This window comes from Streptomyces sp. MMS24-W38, assembly GCF_059889265.1.
On sequence record NZ_JCBCPP010000001.1, the window covers coordinates 2,610,662 to 2,637,067 of the forward strand.

General features: G+C 70.7%; 25 protein-coding genes. 5 read left to right on the plus strand and 20 right to left on the minus strand.

All coding sequences use genetic code 11. The annotated features are described in order from the left end of the window. Positions 1–33: 33 nt before the first annotated feature. From AC6F7H_RS10590 to AC6F7H_RS10620, 7 genes are all read right to left on the minus strand, one after another. Complete coding sequence (locus AC6F7H_RS10590; RefSeq protein ID WP_500756737.1) at positions 34–633, minus strand: hypothetical protein; 600 nt, start codon at positions 631–633, stop codon at positions 34–36. Positions 634–640: 7 nt separating this feature from the next. Beyond that, positions 641–1,840, minus strand: coding sequence for a cyclic dehypoxanthinyl futalosine synthase (gene mqnC, locus AC6F7H_RS10595; protein ID WP_500756738.1), 1,200 nt, complete (start codon positions 1,838–1,840; stop codon positions 641–643). Positions 1,841–1,928: 88 nt separating this feature from the next. Beyond that, positions 1,929–2,657, minus strand: coding sequence for a prepilin peptidase (locus AC6F7H_RS10600; protein WP_500756739.1), 729 nt, complete (start codon positions 2,655–2,657; stop codon positions 1,929–1,931). 984 nt (positions 2,658–3,641) lie between these two features. Beyond that, entirely contained in the window at positions 3,642–3,881 is a 240-nt protein-coding gene (locus tag AC6F7H_RS10605; RefSeq protein WP_500756740.1) for a hypothetical protein, read from the minus strand. A 356-nt stretch (positions 3,882–4,237) separates the two neighbouring features. Next, positions 4,238–4,828, minus strand: coding sequence for a hypothetical protein (locus tag AC6F7H_RS10610; protein WP_500756741.1), 591 nt, complete (start codon positions 4,826–4,828; stop codon positions 4,238–4,240). A 131-nt stretch (positions 4,829–4,959) separates the two neighbouring features. Beyond that, positions 4,960–6,723 (minus strand): serine/threonine-protein kinase, encoded by a 1,764-nt coding sequence (locus AC6F7H_RS10615; protein WP_500756742.1) that lies wholly within the window; start codon positions 6,721–6,723, stop codon positions 4,960–4,962. An 81-nt stretch (positions 6,724–6,804) separates the two neighbouring features. Further along, positions 6,805–7,653 (minus strand): menaquinone biosynthetic enzyme MqnA/MqnD family protein, encoded by an 849-nt coding sequence (locus AC6F7H_RS10620; RefSeq protein WP_500756743.1) that lies wholly within the window; start codon positions 7,651–7,653, stop codon positions 6,805–6,807. Between the two features lie 410 nt (positions 7,654–8,063). On the opposite strand from AC6F7H_RS10620, the gene AC6F7H_RS10625 reads away from it, so the two are divergent. Together AC6F7H_RS10625 and AC6F7H_RS10630 are read left to right on the plus strand one after the other, a co-directional pair. Continuing rightward, entirely contained in the window at positions 8,064–8,267 is a 204-nt protein-coding gene (locus tag AC6F7H_RS10625) for a cold-shock protein (RefSeq protein WP_003992177.1), read from the plus strand. Between the two features lie 142 nt (positions 8,268–8,409). Then, positions 8,410–9,054: a class I SAM-dependent DNA methyltransferase gene (locus AC6F7H_RS10630; RefSeq protein WP_500756744.1), complete on the plus strand. Its 645-nt coding sequence runs from the start codon at positions 8,410–8,412 to the stop codon at positions 9,052–9,054. A 29-nt stretch (positions 9,055–9,083) separates the two neighbouring features. Here AC6F7H_RS10630 and AC6F7H_RS10635 read toward each other — a convergent pair whose 3' ends face one another. From AC6F7H_RS10635 to AC6F7H_RS10675, 9 genes are all read right to left on the minus strand, one after another. Further along, complete coding sequence (locus AC6F7H_RS10635) at positions 9,084–11,063, minus strand: AMP-dependent synthetase/ligase (protein ID WP_500756745.1); 1,980 nt, start codon at positions 11,061–11,063, stop codon at positions 9,084–9,086. A gap of 406 nt (positions 11,064–11,469) precedes the next feature. Next, on the minus strand, positions 11,470–12,204 hold the full coding sequence (locus AC6F7H_RS10640; RefSeq protein WP_500756746.1) for a TetR/AcrR family transcriptional regulator: 735 nt from the start codon (positions 12,202–12,204) through the stop codon (positions 11,470–11,472). Positions 12,205–12,323: 119 nt separating this feature from the next. Beyond that, complete coding sequence (locus tag AC6F7H_RS10645) at positions 12,324–13,646, minus strand: dicarboxylate/amino acid:cation symporter (RefSeq protein ID WP_500756747.1); 1,323 nt, start codon at positions 13,644–13,646, stop codon at positions 12,324–12,326. Positions 13,647–13,783: 137 nt separating this feature from the next. Continuing rightward, positions 13,784–13,885: a putative leader peptide gene (locus AC6F7H_RS10650; protein WP_375231937.1), complete on the minus strand. Its 102-nt coding sequence runs from the start codon at positions 13,883–13,885 to the stop codon at positions 13,784–13,786. A gap of 171 nt (positions 13,886–14,056) precedes the next feature. Further along, positions 14,057–14,395: a DUF4229 domain-containing protein gene (locus tag AC6F7H_RS10655; RefSeq protein ID WP_500756748.1), complete on the minus strand. Its 339-nt coding sequence runs from the start codon at positions 14,393–14,395 to the stop codon at positions 14,057–14,059. A gap of 93 nt (positions 14,396–14,488) precedes the next feature. Beyond that, positions 14,489–15,013 (minus strand): GNAT family N-acetyltransferase, encoded by a 525-nt coding sequence (locus AC6F7H_RS10660; protein WP_500756749.1) that lies wholly within the window; start codon positions 15,011–15,013, stop codon positions 14,489–14,491. A gap of 15 nt (positions 15,014–15,028) precedes the next feature. Further along, on the minus strand, positions 15,029–16,192 hold the full coding sequence (mqnE, locus tag AC6F7H_RS10665; protein WP_500756750.1) for an aminofutalosine synthase MqnE: 1,164 nt from the start codon (positions 16,190–16,192) through the stop codon (positions 15,029–15,031). Positions 16,193–16,302: 110 nt separating this feature from the next. Next, positions 16,303–16,761, minus strand: a complete 459-nt coding sequence (locus AC6F7H_RS10670) for an Lrp/AsnC family transcriptional regulator (RefSeq protein WP_109377535.1) — start codon at positions 16,759–16,761, stop codon at positions 16,303–16,305. Between the two features lie 161 nt (positions 16,762–16,922). Beyond that, positions 16,923–17,609, minus strand: coding sequence for a UbiX family flavin prenyltransferase (locus AC6F7H_RS10675; RefSeq protein ID WP_500756751.1), 687 nt, complete (start codon positions 17,607–17,609; stop codon positions 16,923–16,925). A gap of 91 nt (positions 17,610–17,700) precedes the next feature. On the opposite strand from AC6F7H_RS10675, the gene AC6F7H_RS10680 reads away from it, so the two are divergent. After that, a complete protein-coding gene (locus AC6F7H_RS10680; protein WP_500756752.1) occupies positions 17,701–18,306 on the plus strand; it encodes a rhomboid family intramembrane serine protease in 606 nt (201 codons plus the stop codon). A gap of 199 nt (positions 18,307–18,505) precedes the next feature. On the opposite strand, the gene mqnP is transcribed toward AC6F7H_RS10680, so the two are convergent. After that, positions 18,506–19,411: a menaquinone biosynthesis prenyltransferase MqnP gene (mqnP, locus tag AC6F7H_RS10685; RefSeq protein WP_500756753.1), complete on the minus strand. Its 906-nt coding sequence runs from the start codon at positions 19,409–19,411 to the stop codon at positions 18,506–18,508. Further along, positions 19,408–20,859: a menaquinone biosynthesis decarboxylase gene (locus AC6F7H_RS10690; protein ID WP_500756754.1), complete on the minus strand. Its 1,452-nt coding sequence runs from the start codon at positions 20,857–20,859 to the stop codon at positions 19,408–19,410. The genes mqnP and AC6F7H_RS10690 overlap by 4 nt, the downstream gene beginning before the upstream one ends. 87 nt (positions 20,860–20,946) lie before the next feature. Here AC6F7H_RS10690 and AC6F7H_RS10695 point away from each other — a divergent pair, with 87 nt between their 5' ends. After that, positions 20,947–21,306 carry a PLD nuclease N-terminal domain-containing protein gene (locus AC6F7H_RS10695; RefSeq protein ID WP_500756755.1) on the plus strand — a complete coding sequence of 120 codons (360 nt, stop codon included), beginning with the start codon at positions 20,947–20,949 and terminating at the stop codon, positions 21,304–21,306. A 162-nt stretch (positions 21,307–21,468) separates the two neighbouring features. Then, positions 21,469–22,875 carry a condensation domain-containing protein gene (locus tag AC6F7H_RS10700; RefSeq protein ID WP_500756756.1) on the plus strand — a complete coding sequence of 469 codons (1,407 nt, stop codon included), beginning with the start codon at positions 21,469–21,471 and terminating at the stop codon, positions 22,873–22,875. A gap of 57 nt (positions 22,876–22,932) precedes the next feature. On the opposite strand, the gene AC6F7H_RS10705 is transcribed toward AC6F7H_RS10700, so the two are convergent. Both AC6F7H_RS10705 and AC6F7H_RS10710 read right to left on the minus strand, forming a co-directional pair. Then, the gene (locus AC6F7H_RS10705; protein WP_500756757.1) at positions 22,933–23,700 is read right to left on the minus strand and encodes a CDP-alcohol phosphatidyltransferase family protein; all 768 of its coding nucleotides are present in this window, start codon (positions 23,698–23,700) and stop codon (positions 22,933–22,935) included. 730 nt (positions 23,701–24,430) lie between these two features. Next, positions 24,431–26,167, minus strand: coding sequence for an IS1634 family transposase (locus tag AC6F7H_RS10710; protein ID WP_500754414.1), 1,737 nt, complete (start codon positions 26,165–26,167; stop codon positions 24,431–24,433). Positions 26,168–26,406: the final 239 nt, after the last annotated feature.

Here is a 26,406-nt window from a genome sequence, read left to right on the forward strand (position 1 = left end):
GCCTCGGTGGGTCCCCCGGCCTCGGTCGGCCCGTCAGCGGCGCCGGTGCACCAGCCGGCCGCCGACGACGGTGGCCACGCAGGTCGACGCCCCGTGGCGGACCAGCTCGGCCCGGTCCGCCACGTCGAACACCGCGAACCGGGCAGGGCCGCCCGGAACCGGCCTCGGCAGCAGGACGAGCGGCACCGGCGAGAAGGACGGCGGCCCCGGAAGGTGCGCCGGGCGAGCGCCCACCACGAGTCCGGCCCGGCGAACGGCGTCCAGGACCGGTCGGCTGCGCAGCTCGCCCGCGACGGCGACCGTTCCGTGCGCCAGCAGCCGCTGCACCCCGCGGCGCGCACTGGCGCCGCGCCGTGACTCGTCGGCGCGGAAGATCGCCTGCGCCCGCTCCCCGGTGATCGGCTCGGTGCCGAACTCGCCGGCCTCGCGCGGGTCCGGGTGGTAGGTCCCTTCGAGCAGCTCGGGCCCGTAGGGGTTGAGCAACCCGGGGGTGAGGATGCCGGGCCACCGCCGCACCCGCGCCTGCGGACGGGCGGCGGCCAGCTCCTCGTACGGGCCGACGGCGGCGACGAGCGCGCCGTCGATCAGGACGGCCAGTTCGGGCGTGGCCTCGGCGACGTGGATCGTGAGCACGGTCGCGTCAGTTCGCGGGGAGCAGCTTCAGCTCCGGGTGGGCCGTGCCGCCCTCGATCGCCGTGGACGAGATGTGTGAGACGACGCGCTCGTCGACCGGGTCGTCGGCCGGGTCGTCGTGCACCACGATGTGCTCGTACGTCGTGCTCCGCTGCGCGGGGACCCGGCCCGCCTTGCGGATCAGGTCGATGATCTCCAGTCGGTTGGAGCGGTGCTTGGCGCCGGCGGAGGAGACGACGTTCTCCTCCAGCATGATCGAGCCGAGGTCGTCCGCCCCGTAGTGCATCGAGAGCTGGCCGACCTCCTTGCCCGTGGTCAGCCAGGAGCCCTGGATGTGGGCGACGTTGTCGAAGAACAGCCGGGCGATGGCGATCATCCGCAGGTACTCGAAGATCGTGGCCTGGGTGCGGCCCTTCAGGTGGTTGTTCTCGGGCTGGTAGGTGTACGGGATGAAGGCGCGGAAGCCGCCCGTGCGGTCCTGCACGTCCCGGATCATGCGCAGGTGCTCGATGCGCTCGGCGTTGGTCTCGCCGGTGCCCATCAGCATGGTGGACGTCGACTCGACGCCCAGCCCGTGCGCGATCTCCATGATCTCCAGCCAGCGTTCGCCGGACTCCTTCAGCGGCGCGATGGCCTTGCGCGGCCGCTCGGGCAGCAGTTCGGCGCCTGCCCCGGCGAAGGAGTCGAGCCCGGCCGCGTGGATGCGCGTGATGGCCTCCTCGACCGACACCTTCGAGATCCGGGCCATGTGCTCGACCTCGCTCGCCCCCAGGCTGTGGATGACGAGCTGCGGGAACTCCTTCTTGATGGCGGCGAAGTGCTTCTCGTAGTACTCGACGCCGTAGTCCGGGTGGTGGCCGCCCTGGAACATGATCTGCGTACCGCCGAGTTCGACGGTCTCGGCGCAGCGCCGCAGGATGTCGTCGAGGTCGCGGGTCCAGCCCTTGGCGGTGTCCTTGGGCGCGGCGTAGAAGGCGCAGAACCTGCACGCCGTGACGCACACGTTCGTGTAGTTGATGTTGCGCTCGATGATGTACGTCGCGATGTGCTCGGTCCCGGCGTACCGGCGGCGGCGTACGGCGTCGGCGGCGGCGCCCAGCGCGTGCAACGGGGCGTCGCGGTAGAGGTCGAGCGCCTCTTCGGGGGTGATCCGCCCACCTGCGGCAGCACGGTCGAGGATGGGCTGAAGGTCGGCCTTCTCGGTCACCGGGCGTCCCTTTCGTAAGGTTCGTAAGGTTCGTAAGGGTTGCAGACGGGCTGGACCAGCCTACGCCAGCGGTCCACGGCACCCGACGTCAGGCCGTGTACGCGCCGATCAGCAACCCGGCGAACGCGCCGGCGATCAGGAACGGCCCGAACGGTATGGCCGTCTTGCGCCCCGCCCGCCGCGCGACGACGAGGGCGCCGCCGTACAGCGCCCCGAACAGGAACCCGGCGAAGGTGCCGAGCAGCACGGTGGGCCAGCCGTACCAGCCGAGGACGGCCCCCGCGCCGAGGGCGAGCTTCACGTCGCCGAAACCCATGCCGCCCGGGTTGACGAGGAACAGGACGAAGTAGCCGGCGCCGAGCGCGAGGGCGCCCAGCAGGGCAGTCGTCCACTCGCCCGCGTGCTCGGGAACGAGGGTGACCGGACCGAGCAGGGCGAGGGCGGCTCCGGCGAACGGGAGGGTGAGCGGGTCGGGCAGCCGCTGGACCCGGAAGTCGACGACCGCCAGCAGCACACCGACGGGCGCGAGCAGCAGCCAGACGCCCACCTCGGGCCGCGTGCCGGTGGCGGCGGCGAGGGCGGCGCAGACAAGGGCGGTGACGACGACGAGGGCGGTGCTCGAGCCGTACGGGGGCGCCGTCGCACACCGCCCGCACCGGGCCGCTCCGAGCCAGCCCGCGAGGGGGTGGTCCGCGGGGCAGACCGCCCGCCATTCCTCCCCCGCCGGTACGGCGAACCGGTAGGCCGCCCGCGGCAGCAGCGCACCCGCCGCCGCGCCCCACAGCGCGGCGGCCGCGACCAGCAGACCGGTCGTCACCCTGTACTCGTCCCCGCCGCGCTCGTCCCCACCCTGCTCATCCCCTCCGCACCCGTGCCTCCGCGCTCGTCCCGCCGCTGCGGCCCATGAGGTCGGCGGCGAGGGCGGTGAGCCGTTCCGGGTCGCCGAGGTCCCCACTGGCCCGCCCCCCGCGGACGTTATCCGGCGCATCGATCCCACGCCAAGGGAACAGCCGCAGAATGACGCTCTGCGCCGACCCTTCACGGCAGCTCTGCTCAAAGCCCTCCGTGCCGGGGGCGGTCAGCTGCTCGTGCGGACGGTGTTCCGCGACCGCCCGGTGGGACGGCGGCCTCTCGGCACGGCACCCGTCTCCGGCCCCGCAGCGCAGGGACCGCAAAGGTCCCCCACACCACCCGGCGGGACACCGTCCGCATCAGGTCCCGTCTGCGACGAGCCGACCACCGGCTCCCCTTCCCGGTCGGCATGATCAACACGTCACCCCGCCACAAGGTCACACCACACGAGATCGACCCGGTTGCCGCCCCTGGCCGACGGCTGCCGACCCCGGAGGTCTCGGACTCCGTCGACCCGGTTCGCACCCCGGACACCGTCGTCACGTGCAGCGGCTGCGCGTGGAGGCGGCAGAAGACCGCGTACGGCCCTTGTCCCGAGGTGTCGAGAGCGCAGCCGTGCTCCTCCTGGAAGCCCTCCCCGCCTTGCCCGGAAGAGAAGGTGACGATATCCGGGGGCGCCGTCGGCCGCCTCGGGAATACTCCAGCCCGTCAAGTCGCCGGGAGTGAACGGCTCCCCGCGCAGGAACAGTCCCGCCCACCTCTGCAAACCTCGGAAAACGAAGTGATGAACTCACCAAGCAGGTCAAGGACAAAACGAAGGTCAAGGACGAGCGGGGCGGTATGGGCGATGAACAGCGCCCCTTCGCCGTATCCGTGGCGCACCGCCCCGCAGATGCGCCGTGGGCCCCGGCTCCAGGACGGAACCGGGGCCCACACGGGGCGTGTTCTGTCAGTACCGGGTGACGGCGAGGGCGCCGGCCGCAGAGAGGCCCTCGGGGGAGACGGAGGCACCCAGGCCTGCGGTGACGCCGATGTCGCCGACCTCGGCGTGGACACCGAGGGCGCCCGCCCCGGCGTGGACACCGAGACCGGGGTCGGCCGCGGGGCCGACGCCCGCCTGACCGCCGGAGACGGAGTCCAGATCGGCGTCGGAGATTTCGGCGGTCGCGACCTGGGGGACGAGGTTCATGGCGCGCGTTTCCCTTCGTATCAACAATGAGCAGGGGCGGATTTCTCCGGATTCCCGAACCCGGGATTATCTTCCGGCGAACCGCACGACCTGATCAAAGCATGCGAGGAATGAGGTGACCAGCGGCGCGCGAACCATATTCCCCAGCCGATCGTCGCGGAATTCACGAGTGTGGCGAAGCAGTCCGCCGAGCCCCCCACTTCCTTCACTCGTACTCGCCCGTAAGCAGCCCGTCGGCGGCTCTGGAAGGGAATGCGAGAGGGCTTTCCCGGCACTCGTGCCCGTCATACGGCTCCACTGTGAACGGTGTGCAGATCCTCGGGATGTTCCAGAACCGGGCAACCCCGGAACGCGCGTCAGAGCGACAGCGTCCGCGCGATGCCGTCCACGATGCCCTCCAGGGGCTCGTCCAGGACCGGCTCCTTCCAGGACACCAGGAGGGTGACGGCCGCCTCCGCTGTCTCCGGTCGGACGCCGTAGAAGAGGGTGCGGATCACGGGACGCGGTCCGAGGAGGCGTTTCCCGTCCTCGAAGACGTTCTGGCGGATGCGCACGGCATCACCGAGGGGCAGCCGCGTCTCGCGGACGTCCGGTTCGCCGAAGTCCCGCGCCGACATGGACTCGGTGAGCAGGGAGAGGGTCACCTCGGGGTAGGTGTCGTCCGGCCGGATGGCGTCGAGCTCCAAGACGGCGGCCACCGACTGATACCCGCTGACGTACCAGCCGAAGGCTCCGAGGGGGTCGCGAGTACGGCAGTCGGCCGCCGCGCGCTTGAGGTCGCGGGCCAGCAGGCGGGCGTTGCCCTTTTCCCCGTCGCGTTCGTACCGTTCGACAAGGTCCTTCGCCCGGTACTTGGCCCAGTGGTCCAGGTCCAGCGTGCCGGACACGGGAAACGGCACCCAGTCCTCCGAGCACTCCAGACCGAGGTTCGACAGGTCGTCGGTCATCTCCGTGGTCACTCCGTCCAGGTCAGCGAGCCGGCGATCGCGTCGGCGGTCGGCTCCGGGGTGGAAAAGGTGAGGGGCGGGTATGCCGTCGTGCCCGCGACGGAAAGCGGCCGGAAAAAGCGGGGAGGCAGCTACCCGATCTTCGACAGCCGTGCCTTCGGGCTGCCCGAGTCCTTGCTGTCGGACTCGTATACGAGGTCGTCGCCGGTCGGGGTGAGGTGGACCGTGTGGCGGGCCTGGTTGCAGACGTCGCGGTTGGACTTCGCGCCGACGGAGGTCGCGACGAGCCGCTTCTTCGTGACCTGCTTCAGGGTGAGGACGTCGTCGCAGACGCCGCCGAAGATGTCGGTGTGCCGGAGCGTGGCCACCTGCTCGCCGACCTCCGCCTGCCTGACCGTCACCCGGAAGGTGCCCAGGGGAATGGCGATGCCCTCCCGCGAGTCGGCCTGGCCCTCCCAGGTGCCCAGGTAGGCGGTGGGGACCGCGGCGGCCGGCGCCTCCGACTGGGCGCCGCGGTCGGAATCGGCGGAGTCGCCCGGCAGCAGGTCGAGCACGAACACCGATCCGACGGTCACCGCGGCCAGCGCCCCCGCCACGGCCAGGGCCACCGTGCAGCTCATCCGGCGCCCCCGGTCGGCCTGCCCCTTGTCGGAGGTGGCCGCGACGGAGAGCGAGAGCCGGCCGGGGCGGTGTCCGCCGTCGGGCCGGGTGGGCGGGTGCGGGTCCCGGGGGCCGGGTACGGCAGCGGGGGCCGGCGGGTGGGCGGGGGCAGCCGATGTGTCCGACACCGCCGCGGGCACCGGCTGCCCCGGCATCACCGGCGGCGGGCCGAACGTCCCGGAACCGGACGCACCGGACGCACCCGAGGTGCCGGGCGCCCGGGCCCCCGCCGGTCCGGTGCCGTCCACCGACGGGCTGCTGAAGTCCACGGGGCCGGACTCCGGGTCGGCCGTCGCCTCGTCGTCCCGTCCCGCCTCCAGGTTCAGCAACCGCACCGCCGACCGGCTCACCTGCTCGACCAGCGCCCCCGGCAGCCACCCGCCCGCCACCAGCCGGGCCGCGCCGCCCTCGGGGGCCAGCCGCCGGGCCACCTCCGCCGGGGCCGGGCGGGCTCCGGGGTTCTTGTCCAGGCAGGCGGCCACCAGTTCCCGTACCTGGTCGCCCGAGCCGTCCCATCCGCTCAAGTCGCCCAAGTCGCCCAGTTCCGGAGGCTCGTGGACGACCTTGTAGAGCAGCGCCGCCGAGGAGTCGCCGCGGAACGGCGGCTCACCCGTCGCCGCGTACGCCAGCACGGCTCCCAGCGAGAAGACGTCCGCCGCGCCCGTGACGCCCTTGCCCAGGATCTGCTCGGGCGACATGTAACCGGGCGAACCGATGGACACGCCGGTCGAGGTGAGGGAGGCCGTACCGTCCATCGCCCGGGTGATGCCGAAGTCGATCAACAGCGGGCCGTCCAGGGTGAGGAGGACGTTCGACGGCTTCACGTCCCTGTGCACCAGGCCCAGTTCGTGCACCGCCGCCAGCGCCTCGCCCAGGCCCGCGCCCAACACCCGTACGGTGTGGGCGGGCAGGGGGCCGCCGTGCGTGACCGCCGCCGTGAGGGACGGGCCCGCGGCGTAGGCGGTGGCGACCCACGGCACCCGGGCGTCGGGGTCGGCGTCCAGGACGGGGGCCGTCCAGGCGCCGCCCACCCGGCGCGCGGCCTCGACCTCGCGCCGGAACCTGGCGCGGAACTCCTCGTCCAGCGCGAAGTGCGGGTGCACGATCTTGACCGCGACCGTACGGCCGCCGGCGCTGCGGCCCAGGTAGACCCGGCCCATGCCGCCCGCGCCGAGCCTGCCGAGCAGCCGGTACGGCCCCACGGCCGCGGGCTCGTCGTCATCGAGCGGCCGCATGGAGTCCACCCCGTCCACCCCTCCCCCGTGCCGCCCGTACCCAGGCGTCTGCCAGCAGGGTAACGGGCCGTCGCCGCGGCCTCACGGCTGCAGCAGGTCGACCTTCACGTCCGCCGCGAAGCCCGTCGTCGGCCCCACCCGGCGGGCGAACTCGGTGACCGCCGCCAGCTGCGGGGACCCGAAGCTGAAGTCGAGGGTGGTGAAGTACCGGGCCAGGGTCTTCTCGTCGAAGGCCTCCCAGCGGGCCGCCTGCTCGGCGACCTTGCCGACCTCCTCCAGGGAGAGGTTGCGGGAGGCGAGGAAGGCCTCGTGCACCTGGCGGGTGATGACCGGCTCGCGCTCCAGGTAGTCGCGGCGCGCCGCCCAGACGGCGAACACGAACGGCAGCCCCGTCCACTCCTTCCACAGCGCGCCCAGGTCGTGCACGTCGAGCCCGTAGCGGGGCCCCTCGACCATGTTCGCGCGCAGTGCCGCGTCGCCGATGAGGACGGCCGCGTCGGCCTCCTGCATCATCAGACTGAGGTCGGGCGGGCACGTGTAGTAGTCGGGCTTCACGCCGTACCGCTCGGCGAGCAGGAGCTGGGCGAGGCGTACGGAGGTGCGCGAGGTCGAGCCGAGAGCGACCCGGGCGCCGTCCAGCCGCTCCAGTGGGACCTGCGAGACGATCACGCACGACATCACCGGGCCGTCGCAGCCGACGGCGATGTCGGGGAAGGCGACCAGCTGGTCGGCGTGCTTGAGGAACTCGACCAGGGTGATCGGCCCGATGTCGAGATCTCCCTGTACGAGCTTCTCGCTGAGCTTCTCGGGGGTGTCCTTCGACAGCTCGAAGTCGAGGAGAGTGCCCGTTCTCGCGAGCCCCCAGTAGAGGGGCATGCAGTTCAGGAACTGAATGTGTCCGACGCGCGGCCGGGTGCGAGGATTGTCCACATCGCGAGGCTAGCCCTCACGCCGTGGAGTGGACGCTCCGGGCCCCGACATCGGCTCCGCACCCGTCGGGCATATGCCGGCACCGGTCCGGCATATACCTGACATCGATCCGCCATCACCTCGGCATCCGCCCGACAGCTGCCCGACAACCGTTCGACATCCGCCCCCACGCGCGGGACGGCAGTGACGTTGAAACATTCGGGTGACGTGATCTTGACCTCTATTGCGCGCGGGCGGTCGCGTGCTAGGCTCGTCCGCAAGTTGCAGTTTGGTTTCCCTTGCAGTACAGAGCCTGCGGAGCATGTGACCGCGGGCTCTCGTCGTTCTCAGACGGATGCGATTGTGCGGAATTGGTCTTCACACTTGCTGGGTTCTGGAGCAGGGCAACCCTTTGGGCCCAAGGAGGGCTTATGGCTACCGGAACCGTGAAGTGGTTCAACGCCGAAAAGGGCTTTGGTTTCATCGCCCAGGAAGGCGGCGGCCCCGACGTCTTCGTCCACTACTCCGCGATCAACGCGAGCGGCTTCCGCTCCCTCGAGGAGAACCAGCAGGTGTCCTTCGACGTCACTCAGGGCCCCAAGGGCCCGCAGGCGGAGAACGTCACCCCGGTCTGATCCTCGCCGATCCGGGAACGACTAGCAGTACCCAAGGAGCCCCTCGCCGTCAGGCGAAAGGGGCTCCTGCCTTTTCCCCGGCCCCCCGCGTCAGAACCACGCGCACACCCCCTGCCAGCGGCGGCGGCTAGGCTCCCTGCCCGTGACCGATGCCACCCGCGCCTTCTACGACGCCATCGCCGAGGACTACGCCGACCACTTCCGTGACGTTTTCGCCGCACAGCCGCTGGAGCTGGCGCTGCTGACCGGGTTCGCCGGGCTCGTCGGGGCCGGCGGTGAGGTCGCCGACCTGGGGTGCGGCCCCGGATGGGTGACGGCCCACCTGGCCTCCTGCGGCCTGGACGCCTTCGGCCTCGACCTGTCGGAATCGATGATCGGGATCGCCCGCCGCGAGAACCCGGGCCTGCGTTTCGAACAGGGCTCGATGCTGGAGCCGGGCCTCCCCGACGGCAGCCTGGCCGGCGTCGTCTCCTGGTACTCCAGCATCCACACCCCGCAGGACGACCTGCCGGCCCTGTTCGCCGGATTCCGCCGGATCCTGGCACCCGGGGGACATCTGCTGCTCGCCTTCCAGGCCGGCGAGAAAGCCCGACGCCTCGAGCGTCCGTTCGGTCACCCGGTCGTCCTGGACTTCCTGCGCCGCCGCCCGGACCGGATGGCGGACCTCCTGGAGGAGGCCGGGTTCACCCTCGTCCTGCGTTCCGAACGCGCGGCGGACGAGGCGCAGGGCGAGTCGACCCCTCAGGCCTTCCTGATCGCCCGCACGCCGCCCGCCGACGGCTCGTGAGCCGTCTTCCCCTTTCTTCCCCCTTCCCACTACCCCCTGTACAGCCCCTCCACCTCCTCCGCGAAGTCGCGGAGGATCGCGTCGCGCCGCAGTTTCATGGACGGGGTCAGATGGCCCGTGTCCTCGGTGAAGTCGTGGGGAAGGACGGCGAAGCGGCGGATGGATTCGGGGCGGGAGAGCATCCTGTTGGCCTCGTCGATCGCACGTTGCAGGACCGCGCGCAGCTCCTCGTCGTCCACCAGGAGTTCGGCCGGGACCGGGTGCCTGCCGTTCATCCGGCACCAGTGGGTGATGCCGTCGAGGTCCAGGGTGACCAGCGCGGAGACGTAGGGGCGGCCGTCGCCCAGGACCAGGCACTGGGAGATCAGGGGGTGGGAGCGGAGCCAGTTCTCCAACGGTGCCGGGGCGACGCTCTTGCCGCCCGCCGTGATCAGCATCTCCTTCTTGCGGCCGGTGATGATCAGGTAGCCCTCGTCGTCCAGCCGGCCGAGGTCGCCCGTCGCGAGCCAGCCGTCGGGGGCCGCGGGGACGACTCCGCCGGCCTGGGGGTCCCAGTAGCCGCGCAGTACGTGCTCGCCCGCGACGAGGATCTCGCCGTCCGCCGCGATACGGATCCGGGTGCCGGGCAGCGGCCAGCCCACCGTGCCGAGGCGGGGCTGGAGCGGCGGCGTGATCGTGGACGCGCCCGTGGTCTCGGTGAGCCCGTAGCCCTCGAAGATCTCGATGCCGGCGCCGGCGTAGAACGCGGCCAGGCGGCGGCCGAGCGGGGAGCCGCCGCAGATGGCGTAGCGGACCCTGCCGCCCATGGCGTTGCGGATGCGGCGGTAGACCAGCGGGTCGTAGAAGGCGCGGGCGATCTTCAGTGAGCCGCTCGGGCCCTGGCCCACACCGGTGTGGTGGGCGTCGACCGCCTCTCCGTAGCGGCGTGCCACCGAGGCCGCGCGGTCGAAGGCGGGGGCCCTCCTGCCCGCCTCCGCCCCGGCGCGGGCGGTGTTGAAGATCTTCTCCAGCATGTACGGGATGGCCAGCAGGCAGGTGGGCCGGAAGCTCGCCAGGTCCTCGAGCAGTTCCTCGGCCTTCAGGCTCGGCGCGTGGCCCAGCCGCACCCGGGCCCGGACGCAGGCGACGGCGACCATACGGCCGAAGACGTGGGACATGGGGAGGAAGAGGAGGACGGAGGCTTCTTCACTGGTCCGGGCCTTGAAGACCGGGTAGAGCAGCTCGATGGCGTTGTCCACCTCGGCGAAGAAGTTGCCGTGGGTGAGGGCGCAGCCCTTGGGCCGGCCGGTGGTGCCGGAGGTGTAGATCAGGGTGGCGAGGCTGCCCGGGCCGAGGACTCCCCGGCGTACCTCCACCTCCTGGTCCGAAAGGTGCGGGCCGGCCTCCGCGAGCCGTTCGACGTGGCCCTTCTCCACGACCCACAGATGCCGGAGGTCGGGGAGGTGCTCCAGTTCGGGGCCGATGGCGGCGGCCTGGGCGGTCGTTTCCGTGATCAGGGCGACGGCGCCCGAGTCGTGCAGGATCCAGCGGGTCTGGAAGACGGAGGACGTGGGGTAGACGGGGACGGTGACCAGTCCGGCCGCCCATGCGGCGAAGTCGAGGACCGTCCACTCGTAGATCGTGCGGGCCATGACGGCGATCCGGTCGCCCGGAGTCAGGCCCTCGGCGATGAGACCCTTGGCCACCGCCATGACCTGGCCGGCGAACTCGGCGGCCGTCACGTCCGTCCAACTGCCCTCCCCCGCGCCCTTGGTCCGTCCGGTGCGGCGGCTCAGGACCACCGCGTCCGGGACCGCGTGCGCGTTGTCGAAGGGCAGGTCGGCGAGCGATCCGTGCCGTACCGGTTTCGCGAACGGCGGTACCGCCGCCTCCCGTACGACCCCGTCCAGCCACCGCGTCTCCGGCTCGACCAGGACGGGGGCGCCGTGGGCGGCACCGGTGGCGGTGGAGGATGCGGCAGAGGATGCGGCAGAGGAGAGGGGAACGGCGGAGGAAGGAACAGCGGACACGGGCGACTCCTCGGGCGTGCAGCGGAACTGCTTGCTGCGATGACGTACGTGCCTCGCACACCGAGGCGCTCACCGGCGTCGCCGACGCGCTTTCCGGGATCGGGAGTCACCACCGGTTCAGACTCGGGATCGTACGGCCCGCCTGTGGCGGGTTCGTGCGGGTTCGGGGGCGATCCGGGGCCGGGGATGTGCGACGTCGAGGGTTACCTGACGGAAATTCACGTTCGCTCCGGAACCGCCACCGACCCCTTGTCCGCCCTCTGGGTGCTCATCTCGGCCCACCCCTCCCTGCAACACGGCGTTACCTACGGTAACTTCACTCCAGGGTGAGCAAGGTATCCGTAGCGAGTGAGCCCTCCGGGACTCAGGACGGGCGCTCCGAGCTGTGCGGCCCCGTCGAGCGCCTTCACCTGACCGGGGAGGTCCACCCGGCGTGAGAGACCGGGCCGACGTCGGCGGTACTGCCCTCCATGCCCTCCATGCCCTCCGCACCCTCCGTACCGTCGGGCGGTGACCAGCGGCGGCCCGCCATCAGGTCGCCCAGCCCTTCCCAGGAGAAGTTCATCAGGGTGGCCGACGCCTGCCGGGCCGTGACGCCGGGGGTGGCGTTGGCCCAGTCGGCGAGCGCCTCGGCGGCGCCGACCAGGGCCTCCGCGAGCCCGGAGACCTCGTCCTCGGGAAGATCGGGGTCCTGGTGCGCTTCGCGGGCGGCGGCGAGGATCAGCTCGGTCACGAAGGCCACGACCTCCGCGCGCATCGTGGCGACCTCGGCGGCGAAGACCTCGCCGTGCGTGCGGGCCTGGAGGTGCAGCACGGCCCAGGCGTCCGGGTGCCGCGCGGTATGGGTGAAGAACGCCGTCAGGCCCGACCAGAGTTGGCGGTCCGCGGGCAGCCCGGGACCCGCGCCCGCGCGCACCGCCTCGACGAGCGCCGTCGCCTCACGGCGGATGCACGCGGTGAACAGCTCTTCCTTCGAGTTCAGATACAGGTAGACCAACGGCTTGGACACACCAGCCAGTTCGGCGATCTCGTCCATCGACGCGGCCGTGTACCCGCGTCGACCGAAGGTCCGCACAGCGGCATCCAGCATCTGCTGTTCGCGGACCGCCCGCGGCATCCGCTTGCTCTTCACGGCACCCATACGGGTCAGCCTACGGGCCCGTGGCGTCCTCCCGGCCCCGCCGGGAGGACGCCACGGAGGCGCGACGGACGCCCCGGGCGCGTCGCGACGTGCCCGACGTGCGGGGCGTCCGGTGCCGGTCAGGCCACGGCGACCGGCACCCTCCGGGAATCCTCGGCCGGGGCGGTGTCGACGGGCGAGGAGTGGGCCGAGTCGTAGGCGTCGCGGTCGAGCAGCCCCTCCCGTGCGGAGACGACGACCGGGATCAGGGCCTGCCCGGCGACGTTGGTCGCGGTGCGGATCATGTCCACGATCGGGTCGATGGCGAGGAGCAGGCCGACGCCCTCCAGGGGCAGGCCGAGCGTGGAGAGGGTGAGGGTCAGCATGACCGTCGCGCCGGTGAGGCCGGCCGTGGCGGCGGATCCGACCACCGAGACGAAGGCGATCAGCAGGTAGTCGCCGACGCCCAGCGGGACGTCGAAGATCTGGGCGACGAAGATCGCGGCGATGGCGGGGTAGACCGCGGCGCAGCCGTCCATCTTCGTGGTCGCCCCGAACGGGACGGCGAACGACGCGTACTCCTTGGGCACGCCGAGGCGCTCGGTGACCTTCTGGGTGAGCGGCATGGTGCCGACGGAGGAACGGGAGACGAAGGCCAGCTGGATCGCGGGCCATGCACCCTTGAAGAACTGGACCGGGCTGACCCTGGCGACGCCCGCGAGCAGCGCCGGGTAGACGCCGAACAGGACGATCAGGCAGCCGATGTAGACGTCGGCGGTGAAGGTCGCGTACTGGCCGATCAGGTCCCAGCCGTAGGTCGCGATGGCGTTTCCGATGAGGCCGAGGGTGCCGAGCGGGGCGAGGCGGATGACCCACCACAGGGCCTTCTGGAGGAGTTCGAGGACGGACTCGCTCAGAGTGAGGATCGGCTGGGCCTTCTCTCCGAGCTGGAGGGCGGCGATACCGGCGACGGCGGCCAGGAAGACGATCTGCAGCACGTTCAGCTCGGTGAACGGTGTGATCACGTCGGTCGGCACGATGCCGGTCAGGAAGTCGAGCCAGGAGCCGGTCTTCTCGGGCTTCCCACCGTCCGCGGGGGTGAGTCCGGTGCCCGCGCCGGGGTTGGTGACCAGGCCGATCACGAGGCCGATGGTCACCGCGATCAGCGAGGTGACCAGGAACCAGAGGAGGGTGCGCGAGGCCAGCCGGGCCGCGTTGTTGACCTTCCGCAGGTTGGTGATGGAGACCAGGATCGCGAAGAAGACGAGCGGCGCCACGGCCAGTTTGAGCAGACCGATGAAGATGCCGCCGGTCTTCTCCAGGGCCGTGACCAGCCAGGTGACGTCCTGGCTGCGGCCGAGCCAGCCGAGCAGGACGCCCAGGACGAGGCCGGCGAGTATCTGGGCCCAGAAGGGGGCCCTTATGGGCAGCTTGAAGGACTTCGTGTTCGTGGACACGGACATGCTCCGGTGTGGGGAGGGGGAATGCGTGAGGACGGGACGTAGCGCCAGGGCAGAGCGGGACACCGAGGACGTGGGAAGCGCCGCACGCGGAAGGGCCGGGCCTCCGCAGGCGTCAGGACGTCAGGGCGTCGGGAACGTCAGGGGCGACAGTTCGCGGTGGTGACCCGGCAGAGGTCCACGTGCAGGCGTGCCACGAGGGGGGCCCTCCGGGGTGCGGGGAACACGGCTGCTGACTTCACCCCACGACCTTAACACCTGCCCTTTGAGACTCCCATAGCCTTACTTTGAGAGGCAGAGATCGAAAAGCACCCGCACAACGCAAAGCGCCCCGGTTTCCATGGGTTTTACGGAAACCGGGGTGTCGGACGACGAGGGGTGGAGCGGCGCACGGGTGGGGGAACTCACACCGCCTACGAGGTCTGCGCCTGCCCCTGCTGGTTCTGGGGCTGGGCCTGGTTCTGCGTCCGGGTGCGGGCGGCGTCGTCGGCCACGTCCTCCTGGTTGCGGTTGGCCTCCAGGTTGGCCTTCACCCGGTCGACCCGCCGCACGATCCGCTCCGAGGCCCGGTCCCGTTCCTTGCGCAGCACGACGAGGCTGATCGGGGCCGAGAGCAGCATGGCGAGCAGGATCATCCACAGACCGTTGGAGTCGCCGAGGCCGCGCGGGGCGAGGCCGGTGTAGACGAGGCCCCAGACGACCAGGAGGCAGCCCACGAAGATCCCGAAGCGCATCAACGTGTAGCGGAGCATCTCATCCACTCTCCCGGACGAACGGTCAGAACGTGTCCCAATGGGACATCCTCCAGTGAAGCACGCCCGCCCCCGAAGCCCCCGGGCGGGGGGTCAGGCGAGCGGCAGCAGCATGACGACGTCGTCCCGCTCGTCGCCCGGGGCCACCCGGATCGCGCCGGGGATCCGGCCGACCTCCTTGTAGCCGCAGGAGCCGTAGAAGCGCTCCAGGCCGAGTCCGCCGCGGCAGGTGAGCCGTATCCCCTCGATGCCGGGGAGGGTGCGGGCGGCCCGTTCCGCGGCGGCGAGCAGGTCACGGCCGTACCCCTTGCCCTGGTGGCGGGGGTGGACCATCACCGTGTACAGCCAGAGCCAGTGGGTCATCAGCCGATGGGCGTTGAGGGTGAGGAACGCCGTCGCGGCCACCCGCCCCTGCTCGTCGTACCCGACGAGCAGCCGGGACCGCTCCTCGGCCATCGCCACGAACTGCCGCACCAGCTCCGGGCGGACGTCGTCCCGCGTCACCGGCGGCACGAAGCCGACGGCACCGCCCGCGTCGGTGACGTCGACCCACAACTCCAGGATGCCGTCCCGGAGTTCCGGAGTGACGGGCGGATCCAGGGTGAAGACGAGAGGCACGGTACGGATTCTCCCTCAGACCCGCATCGGCTGCGGCGACTCGCGGCGGGCGGGGTCGGCGGCGTCGTACTCGCGGATGATCTCGTACCGCGTGTTGCGCTCCACCGGACGGAAGCCGGCGTCGCGGATCAGGTCCAGCAGGTCCTCGCGGGTGAGCTTGTCCGGCGTGCCGAAGTCGTCCGCGTCATGGGTGATCTTGTACTCGACGACGGAGCCGTCCATGTCGTCCGCGCCGTACTGGAGGGTGAGTTGGGCGGTGTTGACGCCGTGCATCACCCAGAAGACCTTCACGTGCGGGACGTTGTCGAAGAGGAGACGGGAGACGGCGAACGTCTTCAGCGCCTCGGCGCCGGTCGCCATCTGCGTCCTGGCCTGGAGGCGGTTGCGGATCTTGCCGTCCTTCATGTCGACGAAGTCGTGCTGGTAGCGCAGCGGGATGAAGACCTGGAAACCGCCGGTCTCGTCCTGGAGTTCACGCAGCCGCAGCACGTGGTCGACGCGGTGGCGGGGCTCCTCGATGTGGCCGTAGAGCATGGTGCAGGGCGTCTTCAGCCCCTTCTCGTGCGCCAGCCGGTGGATCCGCGACCAGTCCTCCCAGTGGGTGCGGTGGTCGACGATGTGCTGCCGGACCTCCCAGTCGAAGATCTCCGCGCCGCCGCCGGTGAGGGACTCGAGCCCGGCGTCGATCAGTTCGTCGAGGATCTCGGAGGCGGACAGCCCGGAGATGGTCTCGAAGTGGTGGATCTCGGTGGCGGTGAACGCCTTCAGGGACACGTCCGGCAGGGCGGCCTTCAACTCGCGCAGGGAACGCGGGTAGTAGCGCCACGGCAGGTTCGGGTGGAGCCCGTTGACGATGTGCAGCTCGGTGAGGTTCTCCGCCTCCATCTCCTTCGCGAGCTTCACCGCCTCCTCGATGCGCATCGTGTACGCGTCCTTCTCCCCCGGCTTGCGCTGGAAGGAGCAGTAGGCGCAGGAGGCGGTGCACACGTTGGTCATGTTGAGGTGGCGGTTGACGTTGAAGTGGACGACGTCGCCGTTCTTCCGCGTCCGCACCTCGTGCGCCAGCCCGCCCAGCCAGGCCAGGTCGTCCGACTCGTACAGCGCGATGCCGTCCTCGCGGGACAGCCGCTCACCGGAGCGGACCTTCTCCTCCAGCTCGCGCTTGAGCCCGACGTCCATGCCGATACCTCTTTCCTGGGTTTTCCTGGGTTTTCCTGGGTTTCCCTGGGTTTTCCCGAGAGACCCCGAGACGGACCCTGAGACAGACTCCGCCCACCGTAACGTCCCGGCTACCGGACCTCTTCGGGCAGCTCACCGACGCGGTTCTCCCACTTCGTGGAGAGCACGATGGTGGTACGGGTCCGGGAGACGCCCTTGGTGCCGGACAGCCGGCGGATGGTCCGCTCCAGCCCGTCCACGTCGGCCGCCCGCACCTTGAGCATGTAGGAGTCCTCGCCGGCGATGAACCAGCAGTCCTCGATCTCCCTCAGGTCCTTCAGCCGCTGCGCCACGTCCTCGTGGTCGGCGGCGTCGGAGAGCGAGATGCCGATCAGGGCCGTCACCCCGAGGCCGAGCGAGGCGGCGTCCACGGTGGCGCGGTAGCCGGTGATGACGCCGGCCGCCTCCAGCCGGTTGATGCGGTCGGTGACGCTGGGGCCCGACAGTCCGACGAGGCGCCCCAGCTCGGCGTAGGAGGCCCGGCCGTTCTCTCTCAGGGCCTGGATGAGCTGCCTGTCCACCGCGTCCATGCGATCGAAGCCTTCCGCTGAAGAGTCTGGAGTCTGCTGAGAGGTGGTTCGGGTGGTGGTGCTGGTGCTACTGCTGGTGCTCTTGGTGTTGCTGCGGGCGCTGGTGCCGCGACGGGCTCCACGGACTCGAAGGGCTCTGGGGACCCCCGGCCTCCTCGGGCTCACTCGGTGCGGGTGGACCCGCCGCCGAGTTCGCCCTTCCACCGGCGGTAGAGCCGGTGCTCGACGCCCGCCGCGTCGAGCACGCGTCCGGCGACGAAGTCCACCAGGTCCTGGATGTGCGTCGCGCCCGCGTAGAAGCCCGGCGAGGCGGGCACCACGGCCGCGCCCGCGTCGTCGAGGGTGACCAGGTGCCGCAGGGTCTGGCCGTTCAGCGGGGTCTCCCGGACGGCCACGACCAGCTTGCGCCCCTCCTTCAGGGTCACGCTCGCCGCCCGCTGCAACAGGTCCTTGGACAGCCCGAGCGCGACCCCGGCCACACAGGCCGTGGAGGCGGGCACGATCAGCATGCCCTTGCTCGGGTACGAGCCGGAGGAGGGGCCCGCCGCGAGGTCACCGGCGGCCCAGTGCCGTACGCCGTCGAGGTCCACGGCGAAGGTGCCGGGCTTGCCGTCCGCACCCCGGGACAGCCATTCCCGCAGGTCGTCGCGCCAGTGGGCGTCCCTGAAGGCGATGCCGGTCTCGTCCAGCAGGGTGAGCCGCGAGGCACGGCTGACGACGAGGTCGACGCTCTCTCCCGCCTGGAGGAGCGCACGGAGCACGGCAGCCGCATACGGCGTGCCGGAAGCGCCGGACACCCCCAGGATCCAAGGCGTCCGGGTCGTCTCTCCTGGCTTGAGATGGTTCACGGCACCGAGCCTATCCGGCATGGTGGGGTGGGAACCGGGCAAGGGGGCCGGTCCGTTCCCCAGGCGGACGATCCAGACGGAGGGGGTTGCCGTGTCCAACACCGGTTCACCGTGGTCGGGACGCGAGCGGGCGAAGACGGCGGCCGTGGTGATGGCGGCCTGGGTGGCGCTGCTGTGGCTGCTGGAAGTGGCCGACACGGTCTCCCGTCATGCTCTGGACGACTTCGGCGTCGTGCCGCGCACGGCCTCGGAGCTGGCCGACGTCGTCCCCTCCGCCTTCATCCACTTCGGCTTCGCCCATGTCGCGGCGAACAGCGTGCCGCTGCTGGTGCTCGGCTTCCTCGCCGCCCTCGGCGGCCTGCGCCGGTTCGCCGCCGTGTGCGCGCTGGTCATCGTCGCCGACGGGCTGGGTGTGTGGCTCATAGCCCCGGCGCACACCAACACCGCGGGCGCCTCCGGCCTGATCTTCGGCCTCTTCGGCTTCCTGTTGTGCAGTGGCTTCGTGGAGCGCCGGCCGATGGGCGCCGTCGTCGGGGTGCTGGTCGGCGCGGTCTGGGGCGGCTCGGTCCTCGCGGGCATCGCCCCCGGCCAGACCGGCGTCAGCTGGCAGGGCCACCTCATCGGCCTGCTGGCCGGCGTGGCCGCGGCCTTCCTGTTCCGCCGCACACCCGAACACCGGGGCGCGCTCACCGTGTGAGGCCGGGGCCCGGTGTGCGCGCCCTGCCCGGACCGGCGGCTCCGAACGGTCGTCCCCGCGTGCGCGGGGAGCAGGTGAGCGTGAACGGGTTCTTCATGGGCATGGCCCTCGGAACATTCCCGGAGCGGGGAGCACGAGGGGCGCCTACGGTCCGCTCCCTCTCCCGCAGCCGAAAATCGAGCACGACCACCTGGAAGGACTACAAGGTGAGCCCTCGCACCAGCAGATCGAGCAGCGCGCAGACGAAAAGCGCGATGCCGATGAAGCCGTTGACACTGAAGAACGCCCGGTTCAGACGGGTCAGGTCGGTCGGGCGGACGATGGTGTGTTCGTAGACGAAGGCGCCCGCGACGATCAGGAGGCCGAGCCAGAAGAAGGCTCCGGCATCGGTGAGGACCGCGTACCAGACGAACAGGGCCGTCGTCACGGCGTGGCAGGCGCGGGCGCCCCAGATGGCGGCCGGGATGCCGAAGCGGGCCGGGACCGACTTCACGCCGACCTCTCGGTCGGTGTCGACGTCCTGGCAGGCGTAGATCAGGTCGAAGCCGCCGATCCAGATGCCGACCGCGAGGCCGAGGACGACCGCCTCCCAGGACCAGGCGCCGGTGATCGCCAGCCAGCCGCCGACCGGCCCCATGGCCTGGGCGAGGCCCAGTATGGCCTGCGGGAAGTTGGTGAACCGCTTGCCGTACGGATAGACCACCATCGGGATCACCGCGATCGGCGCGAGGGCCAGGCAGAGCGGGTTGAGCAGGGCCGCCGCGACCAGGAACACCACGAGGGCGATCAGCGCGCCGGTCCACGCGTGCCTCACCGACACCTCGCCGGTGACCAGCTCGCGGTGCGCGGTGCGCGGGTTACGGGCGTCGATCTCGCGGTCGATGATCCGGTTGGCGGCCATCGCGAAGGTGCGCAGGCCGACCATGGCGATCGTGACCAGGAGCAGCCGGCCCCAGTGGATGTTCCCGTCCCACTCGTACATCGCGGTGAGGGCCGCGATGTAGGCGAAGGGGAGGGCGAAGACCGAGTGCTCGATCATCACCAGGCGCAGGAACGCCCTGGTGCGCCCCGGCTGCCGCGGGAGCGCGGCGGAGGCCGACGTCACAGTCCGTACTCCTTCCAGCGGCGGTCGACCAGCGCCGCCGTGGCCGGGTCGGACTCGACCATGTCGGGCCAGCCGCCGTCGCGCGTGTACCCCTCCTCGGGCCACTTCTTCGTCGCGTCGATACCCGCCTTGCCGCCCCAGAACTGCTGGTAGGAGGCGTGGTCGAGATGATCGACGGGGCCTTCGACGAGGCTGAGGTCGCGGGCGTAGTCGGTGTTGCCGAGCGCACGCCAGGCGACCTCGTGCAGGTCGTGCACGTCGCAGTCGGAGTCAACGACCACGATCAGCTTGGTCAGCGACATCATGTGGGCGCCCCAGACCGCGTGCATCACCTTCTGGGCGTGCTTGGGGTACTTCTTGTCGATCGAGATGATCGCGCAGTTGTGGAAGCCGCCGGCCTCGGGGAGGTGGTAGTCCACGATATCCGGGATGATGATCTTGAGGAGGGGGAGGAAGAAGCGCTCGGTGGCGCGGCCCAGCGGGCCGTCCTCCGTCGGCGGTCGGCCGACCACGATCGACTGGAGCAGCGGGCGCTTGCGCATCGTGACGCAGTCGATCTTCAGGGCGGGGAACGGTTCCTGCGGCGTGTAGAAGCCGGTGTGGTCGCCGAACGGGCCCTCGGGGAGCATCTCCCCCGGCTCCAGCCAGCCCTCGATGACGACCTCGGCCTGTGCCGGGACCTGGAGCGGGACCGTCTTGCAGTCGACCATCTCGATCCGCCTGCCCTGCACGAACCCGGCGAACAGGTACTCGTCGATGTCGCCGGGGAGCGGCGCCGTGGAGGCGTACGTCACGGCGGGCGGGCAGCCGAAGGCGATGGCGACCGGGAGCCGCTCCCCGCGCCGGGCCGCCACCTGGTAGTGGTTGCGGCTGTCCTTGTGGATCTGCCAGTGCATGCCGATGGTGCGCTTGTCGTGGCGCTGGAGCCGGTACAGGCCGAGGTTGCGGATGCCCGTCTCGGGGTCCTTGGTGTGGGTGAGGCCCAGGTTGAAGAAGGAGCCGCCGTCCTTGGGCCAGGTGAACAGGGCGGGGAGCCGGTCGAGGTCCACGTCGTCACCGTGCAGGACGACCTCGTGCACCGGGGCGTCCTTCACCTTCTTCGGCGGTACGTGGGTCATCGCGCCGAGCTTGCCGAACGCCTCCCGCACGCCGATGAAGCCCTGGGGCAGCTCGGGCTTGAGCAGACCGCCGATCTTCTCGCTGATCTCGCTGTACGACTTCAGTCCGAGCGCCTTCAGCAGCCGGCGGTCGGTGCCGTACACGTTCATGGCGAGGGGCATGCTCGAGCCGCGCACGTTCTCGAAGAGCAGTGCGGGACCGCCGGCCTTCTGCACCCGGTCGACGATCTCACCGACCTCGAGATGCGGGTCGACCTCTGCCTTGACGCGCTTGAGGTCGCCCTCGCGCTCCAGGGCCCTGAGCAGGGAGCGAAGATCGTCGTAAGCCATGGGGTCAAGTATCCCCGAACGGTTACCCTGGGCCTGTACCTGGGGGCTGTGCCGACGTCCCCGACGACCCCTTCTCTGGAGAGGCCCATGCTCCGGGTGCTGATGTTCATCGTCCCCCTCGCGCTGAGCGTCTACGCGTTCATCGACTGCATCAGCACGAAGGACGAGGACATTCGCCACATGCCCAAACCGCTGTGGGCGATCCTCGTGCTGCTGTTCCCGCTCGTCGGCTCCATCTCCTGGATCATCGCGGGCAAGAAGCGGCATCCGATGGGCGCGGGCGACCAGGTCGGTTCCGCCTGGAGCCGGGGCGGCGGCCGGCAGCAGTGGGTCGCCCCGGACGACAACCCCGAGTTCCTCAAGTCGCTGAACGAGGAGAAGGACCGGGACCCGGACGACAGCCGGGGCGACAGGGACGGCGACAAGGGCAAGGGCACGGACGGTTAGAGCACGGACGGCCAGGGCCTGGCCGACGGCATCGGGCGCTCCTAGCACCGTCGTTCGGGAAACCATCCGTTTCACCGAAAAGCGTCGACACGCCGCGTATCAGCTCGTGGAAACGGCATTCCCCTGATCGGGTCTGTCCTATCTGCGAACGGAGACGCCCCCGTGCGAATGACCGACATCCAACGGTGCGGAATCCGGCCGGGACGGCTCGTCGAGTGGACACTCGGTCCAAGGACCCTGGACATCGCCGCCGTGCTGCCGGAGGACGCCCGCCCACCGGCATACATCCAGGAGTCCCACATCAGGACGGCCCGGTCCGTCCGTGACGACGGCCTGTTCGTGCCGACCTGGATCGGCGCGGCCTTCGACATCCCGGGCCCGGTCGACCTCGACGTGCTGCAGGAGGCCCTGCGCGGCTGGACGCTGCGGCACGAGACGTTGCGCAGCGGCTTCCGCTGGACCGGTGACGCGGGCGCCCCGCTGCGCCGGTTCACGCTCGACGCGGAGGCGGTGTCGCTGCACCGCGAGGACGTCGGCGACTTCCCGGACGCGACGGAACTGGCCCGCCACCTCCAGGACCGCTTCGACGCGACGGCGGACGCGCTGCGCTGGCCCAACCTCATCTACACGGCGGTCGTCCGCGACGACGGCACCAGCGTGTACATGGCCTTCGACCACAGCAACGTCGACGCCTACTCCATCTACCGCATCCCCGCCGAGATCCACGAGTTGTATGCGGCCGGCCTCACGGGCCGGGCCGTGGAGCATCCCCCGGTCGGCAGCTACGTCGACTTCTGCGAGGCCGAGCGGGCGGAGGCGGACCGGATCGACGGGACCCACGACATCGTCGGCCGCTGGCGGGAGTTCATCCAGCGGTGCGACGGGCGGCTGCCCTCCTTCCCCGTCGACCTGGGTCTGACGCCCGGTGGCGGGCTGCCCGAGCAGAAGCTCATGCGGGAGCCGCTCGTGGGCGCGGCCGACGCCGCCGGGTTCGAGGCGTACTGCCGTCCCCAGGGCGGCAGCCTGGTCGGCGTCCTGGCCGCCACCGCGCTCATCGTCCACGAGATCGGTGGGGAGCCCGTCTACCGCACGGTCGTGCCGTTCCACACCCGGACCAGGTCCCGGTGGTCGCGGTCCGTGGGCTGGTACGTCGGCGGCGCACCGATCGAGATCCCCGTGGAGCGGGCGACCGACTTCCCGAGCGCGCTGCGCACCGTGCGCGAGGCGCTGCACGCCAACCGGCGGCTGTCCCGCATGCCCATCGACCGGGTGCTGCGCCTGCTCGGCACGGACTTCCGCCCCACGTCCCCGGACCTGTACTCGATCGTCTCGTACGCGGACTCCCGCGACATCCCCGGTTCCGACCGCTGGACCGACCTGAACGCGTACGGGCTGCTCAGGGTGTCGTACGGCGACCAGGTGTGCGCATGGGTCACCCGGCTCCGGGAGGGCCTGTGGTTCGCGAGCCGCTACCCGGACACCGAGATGGCGCACAAGAACCTGCGGCTGTACCTGGAGCGGCTGCGGGACGTCGTCACGAGCGCCGCCCGGGAGCGGGGCCCTGCCTGAGCCCCGCCCTCCCGGACGGTCCGGGCCTCGACGAGCCCGAGTACGTCTCGGAGCACGTCAGCGCAGGCGCGACGAGGACAGGATCGACAGCAGGTGGGCCGGGACCATCAGCCAGGTGATCACGGCCAGCGCGCCCAGCGCCCAGCGGGTCGGCTCGATGCCTCCGGTCACCGCGTCGGCGACCGCCGCGACCAGCAGGACGAGGGATGCCTCGATGCCGTTGGTCACCCGGTGGATCTTGAAGGCGGCGGCGACGCGGCGCACGGTGGCCACGCCCTGCGAGCGCGGACGGGCCGACTCGTCGTCGGCGACGGCCAGTCCGCGCCGGGCGCGGGCGACGTCCACCAGGTCGGTGGAGGCCTTGAGCAGGACGACCCCGAGGGCGGTGGCGATGCCCACCGACAGCCAGCCGCCGACGCCTGACTCGGCGGCCCGGTAGCCCGCGCCCGCCAGCAGTGCCGCGTCGGCGAGGTACGCGCCGAGCCGGTCGACGTAGATGCCGGTCGCGCTGTTCTGGCCCTTCCAGCGGGCGACCTCGCCGTCCACGCAGTCGAAGAGCAGGAACAGCTGCATGAGGACCACGGCGAGGACCGCACCGGTCAGGCCGGGGACCATCAGCGCGGCGCCGGCGGCGACCCCGCACACGACCATGGTCCAGGTCAGCTGGTCCGGGGTGACCGGGGTGCGCACCAGCTGGCGGGTCGCGCGCAGGGATATCTTGCGCATGTAGAGGCGGCCCGCCCAGTGTTCGCCGTTGCGGCTCGCCAGCTTGGCCTGCGGCTGGCAGACCTCCCGCAGCTCCTCCAACGCCGGAGCAGCACCCATGACGTTCCTCCCACCCGGGCCCAACTGCCGCTCACGCGGCGATGATCGAGCCAGCAGGCTACGCCTCCGTGCTCTCCTGGACGCGGGAGGGAGCGTCAAGGCGCTCGCCCGGCGTGACTCGTCCTCACGAACGGGGGCATATCGGCGTCTCTGCCGGACCCATGCGTCCTCGGTTGTACCCCGGTGCGCCCCGGTCGCCCGACGGGTCCCTTCGGGGCATGCGGAGGGCGGGGTCCGAAAACCCCGCCCGAAGACTGAGGAGCCCCGGCTCAGGGCCAGACCAGGCAGTACGCCTGGTGCCCCGCATCGTGCAGCCGGTGGCTGAAGTCCTGCCACTCGTGCAGCGAATGGGAGGGGCGGGGCGCTGACCTGGGGCCTTATGGGGGAATGTGCGTTGACCTGGGAAAACTTTTCTACGTAGTTCTCACCGGTCAACGCCGTTTTCCAGGCTCATGTGCCCTGGATGTGCCCTGGAGCGGCCGAGCCGCACCTACTGCGTGGCCGAGGTCGCCTGCGCTGTCGAAGCGCCCTGTCTGCGACACCCGCTTCAAGGAGTTTCCCCAGGTGAGGGTCGTGACCTGCGGTAACGTCGGCGATGGGGCGCCCCGAGTTCGACAGTTGGTGGGCATACGGTGGTGTCGATTCTGCGGGCTGACCTGGGGCGATGGGCATGATGAGGCTCCGGGGCCGTTTGCCCACGGCTCCGGAGCGTGTTTTCCCAGCTCAGGGGCTATTCGGGGGTCTTCAGGCCGCTCATCTTCGGCGGGAGGGGCACTCCGCAGTTCTTGAAGAGTTTGGTCTGGGTGTCAGTCAGGCGGGTGGTCTGCTGGAGGCTGCCGGCCGGGCCGGAGAGGGTGACCTGGTGGACCCGGCCGAGCTCGGCGGCGATCTTGGGCCACGTCTGCTCGGTGCGGCGCTCGGCGACGCGGATCAGCAGCAGGGCGAGCCAGCACAGCAGCACGTGGGCGCGTATCCGTTCGTCCAGCCGATGGTAGACCGGCCGCAGATCGAGCGTGGACTTCATGGTGCGGAAGGCGCGTTCGGCTTCCAGCAGGTTCTTGTAACCGAGCGCGACGTCCTCGGCGGACAGGTCGGGATCGGACGTGGCCAGCAGGTACTTGCCGTCCAGCCGGGCCTCGGCGGCGACCTTGGCGGCATCGATGGACAGCCGCCCGGTACTGGGGTGCTGCTTGAGCCAGCGGCCCAGCGCGGGGTGGTCGCGCAGCGCGCACTCGGCCTTGCGGTGGGGCGTGTCCGAGGGGGCCGCGGCGCGTTTGCCGGTCTGGGCGGCCTTGGCCTTCGCCTTCTTCGCGTCCGCTTCCCGGGCCGTCTTGATGCGCGCCAACTCCTCACGAATGGCGTTGAGTTGATCTTCCCGTCGGGCGGCATCGCGCTCGGCTTCGGCGGGGTTGTGGCAGATGATCCAGCGTCTGCCGCCGTCACCGTCGAGGCGGACCTCCTTGACGCGCAGGTTGTCACGCACTTCCTGGTAGCGGCCCTGTCGGGCCAGGGCCTGGTCGGCTCGGTGCGAGCCTTCGCGCATCCTGGCGCCGGTGATGTAGTGGCCGCCGGCCCGGCGCAGGTAGGCCTGGTTGGCCTCGGAGGAGAAGCCGGTGTCGGTCACGGTGACGACCCGGCCGAGCCGCCAGTCGCGCAGGGAGTCCTTGACCTCGGTGATGACGGTCTGGTCGTTGGTGCCGCCGGGCCAGGTCCAGCAGCGGACCGGGATGCCTTCGCGGGTGACGGCCAGTCCGATGACGATCTGCGGGAGGTCCCGGCGGTGGTCCTTGGAGTGTCCGTACTGCCGCAGGCTGGAGCCCGCGCCGTCCGGGGCATCCGCCTCGTCGCGCTCGAAGTAGGTCGAGGTGGTGTCGAAGAAGACCAGGTCGACTTCGAGGTTGAGCAGGTGGGCGGCGGAGAAGAACACCGCTTCCTGCACCGTTCCTTGGGTGTCGGCATCGACGAGCAGGTCCATGGCCCGGTAGGCGTGCTGCTCGGCGAGGGCGTCCAGGCCGGGGATCACCTGGTCGAAGGTGGCCCACTCGGCGGCGGCAAGCTTGGACGCAGGGGCGATGGCCCGGTTGGCGACGAGTGCGAAGATCGTGCGCTCGATGTCGGTGCGGAACTTCCGCCCGTCGATGCGCGAGGCCAGGGCCGTGTCGATGCCCAGGAGCTTCCACAGCCCGTCGAGCAGCCAGCTCGCCCCGAGCGGTTGGGAGGACTCCACCGTCAGCGGCCCGGCATCCTCGACTCCCAGTGGCGCGGCGACCTCGTCCTCGTCGCCGAGGTAGCGGTTGATCGAGGCGACCAGGCGGCGCAGGCCCTCGACGTCCAGGCGGTCCTCGCGGCCGAAGTTGACCAGCACCTCGGCCTGGGTGGTGCCGCCGACCCGCCGGTTGTGGGCGAGCTGGAGGTAGCGGACCACCGACCCGTCCTTGTTCCGCCGCTGGATCTTCCGCAAGTACATGCCCGCATGATCGAGCAACAGGCCAGATCAGAGCAAGACCCATGACAAATCCGTTTGCCCACACCTCTGGGCAGTCTCAGGCGGGTGCCAGCCCTCTCACCTGCAGAGATCCGCGGCCGACCCGCCCTGCATGCCTACCAACTGTCGAACTCGGGGGCGCGTGGGCTGCGAAAAGGTGCTCCCAAGTTCTCACGTGTGCACGAGCTTTCTCGACCTCGTGTGTGCTGAATACGTTCGAG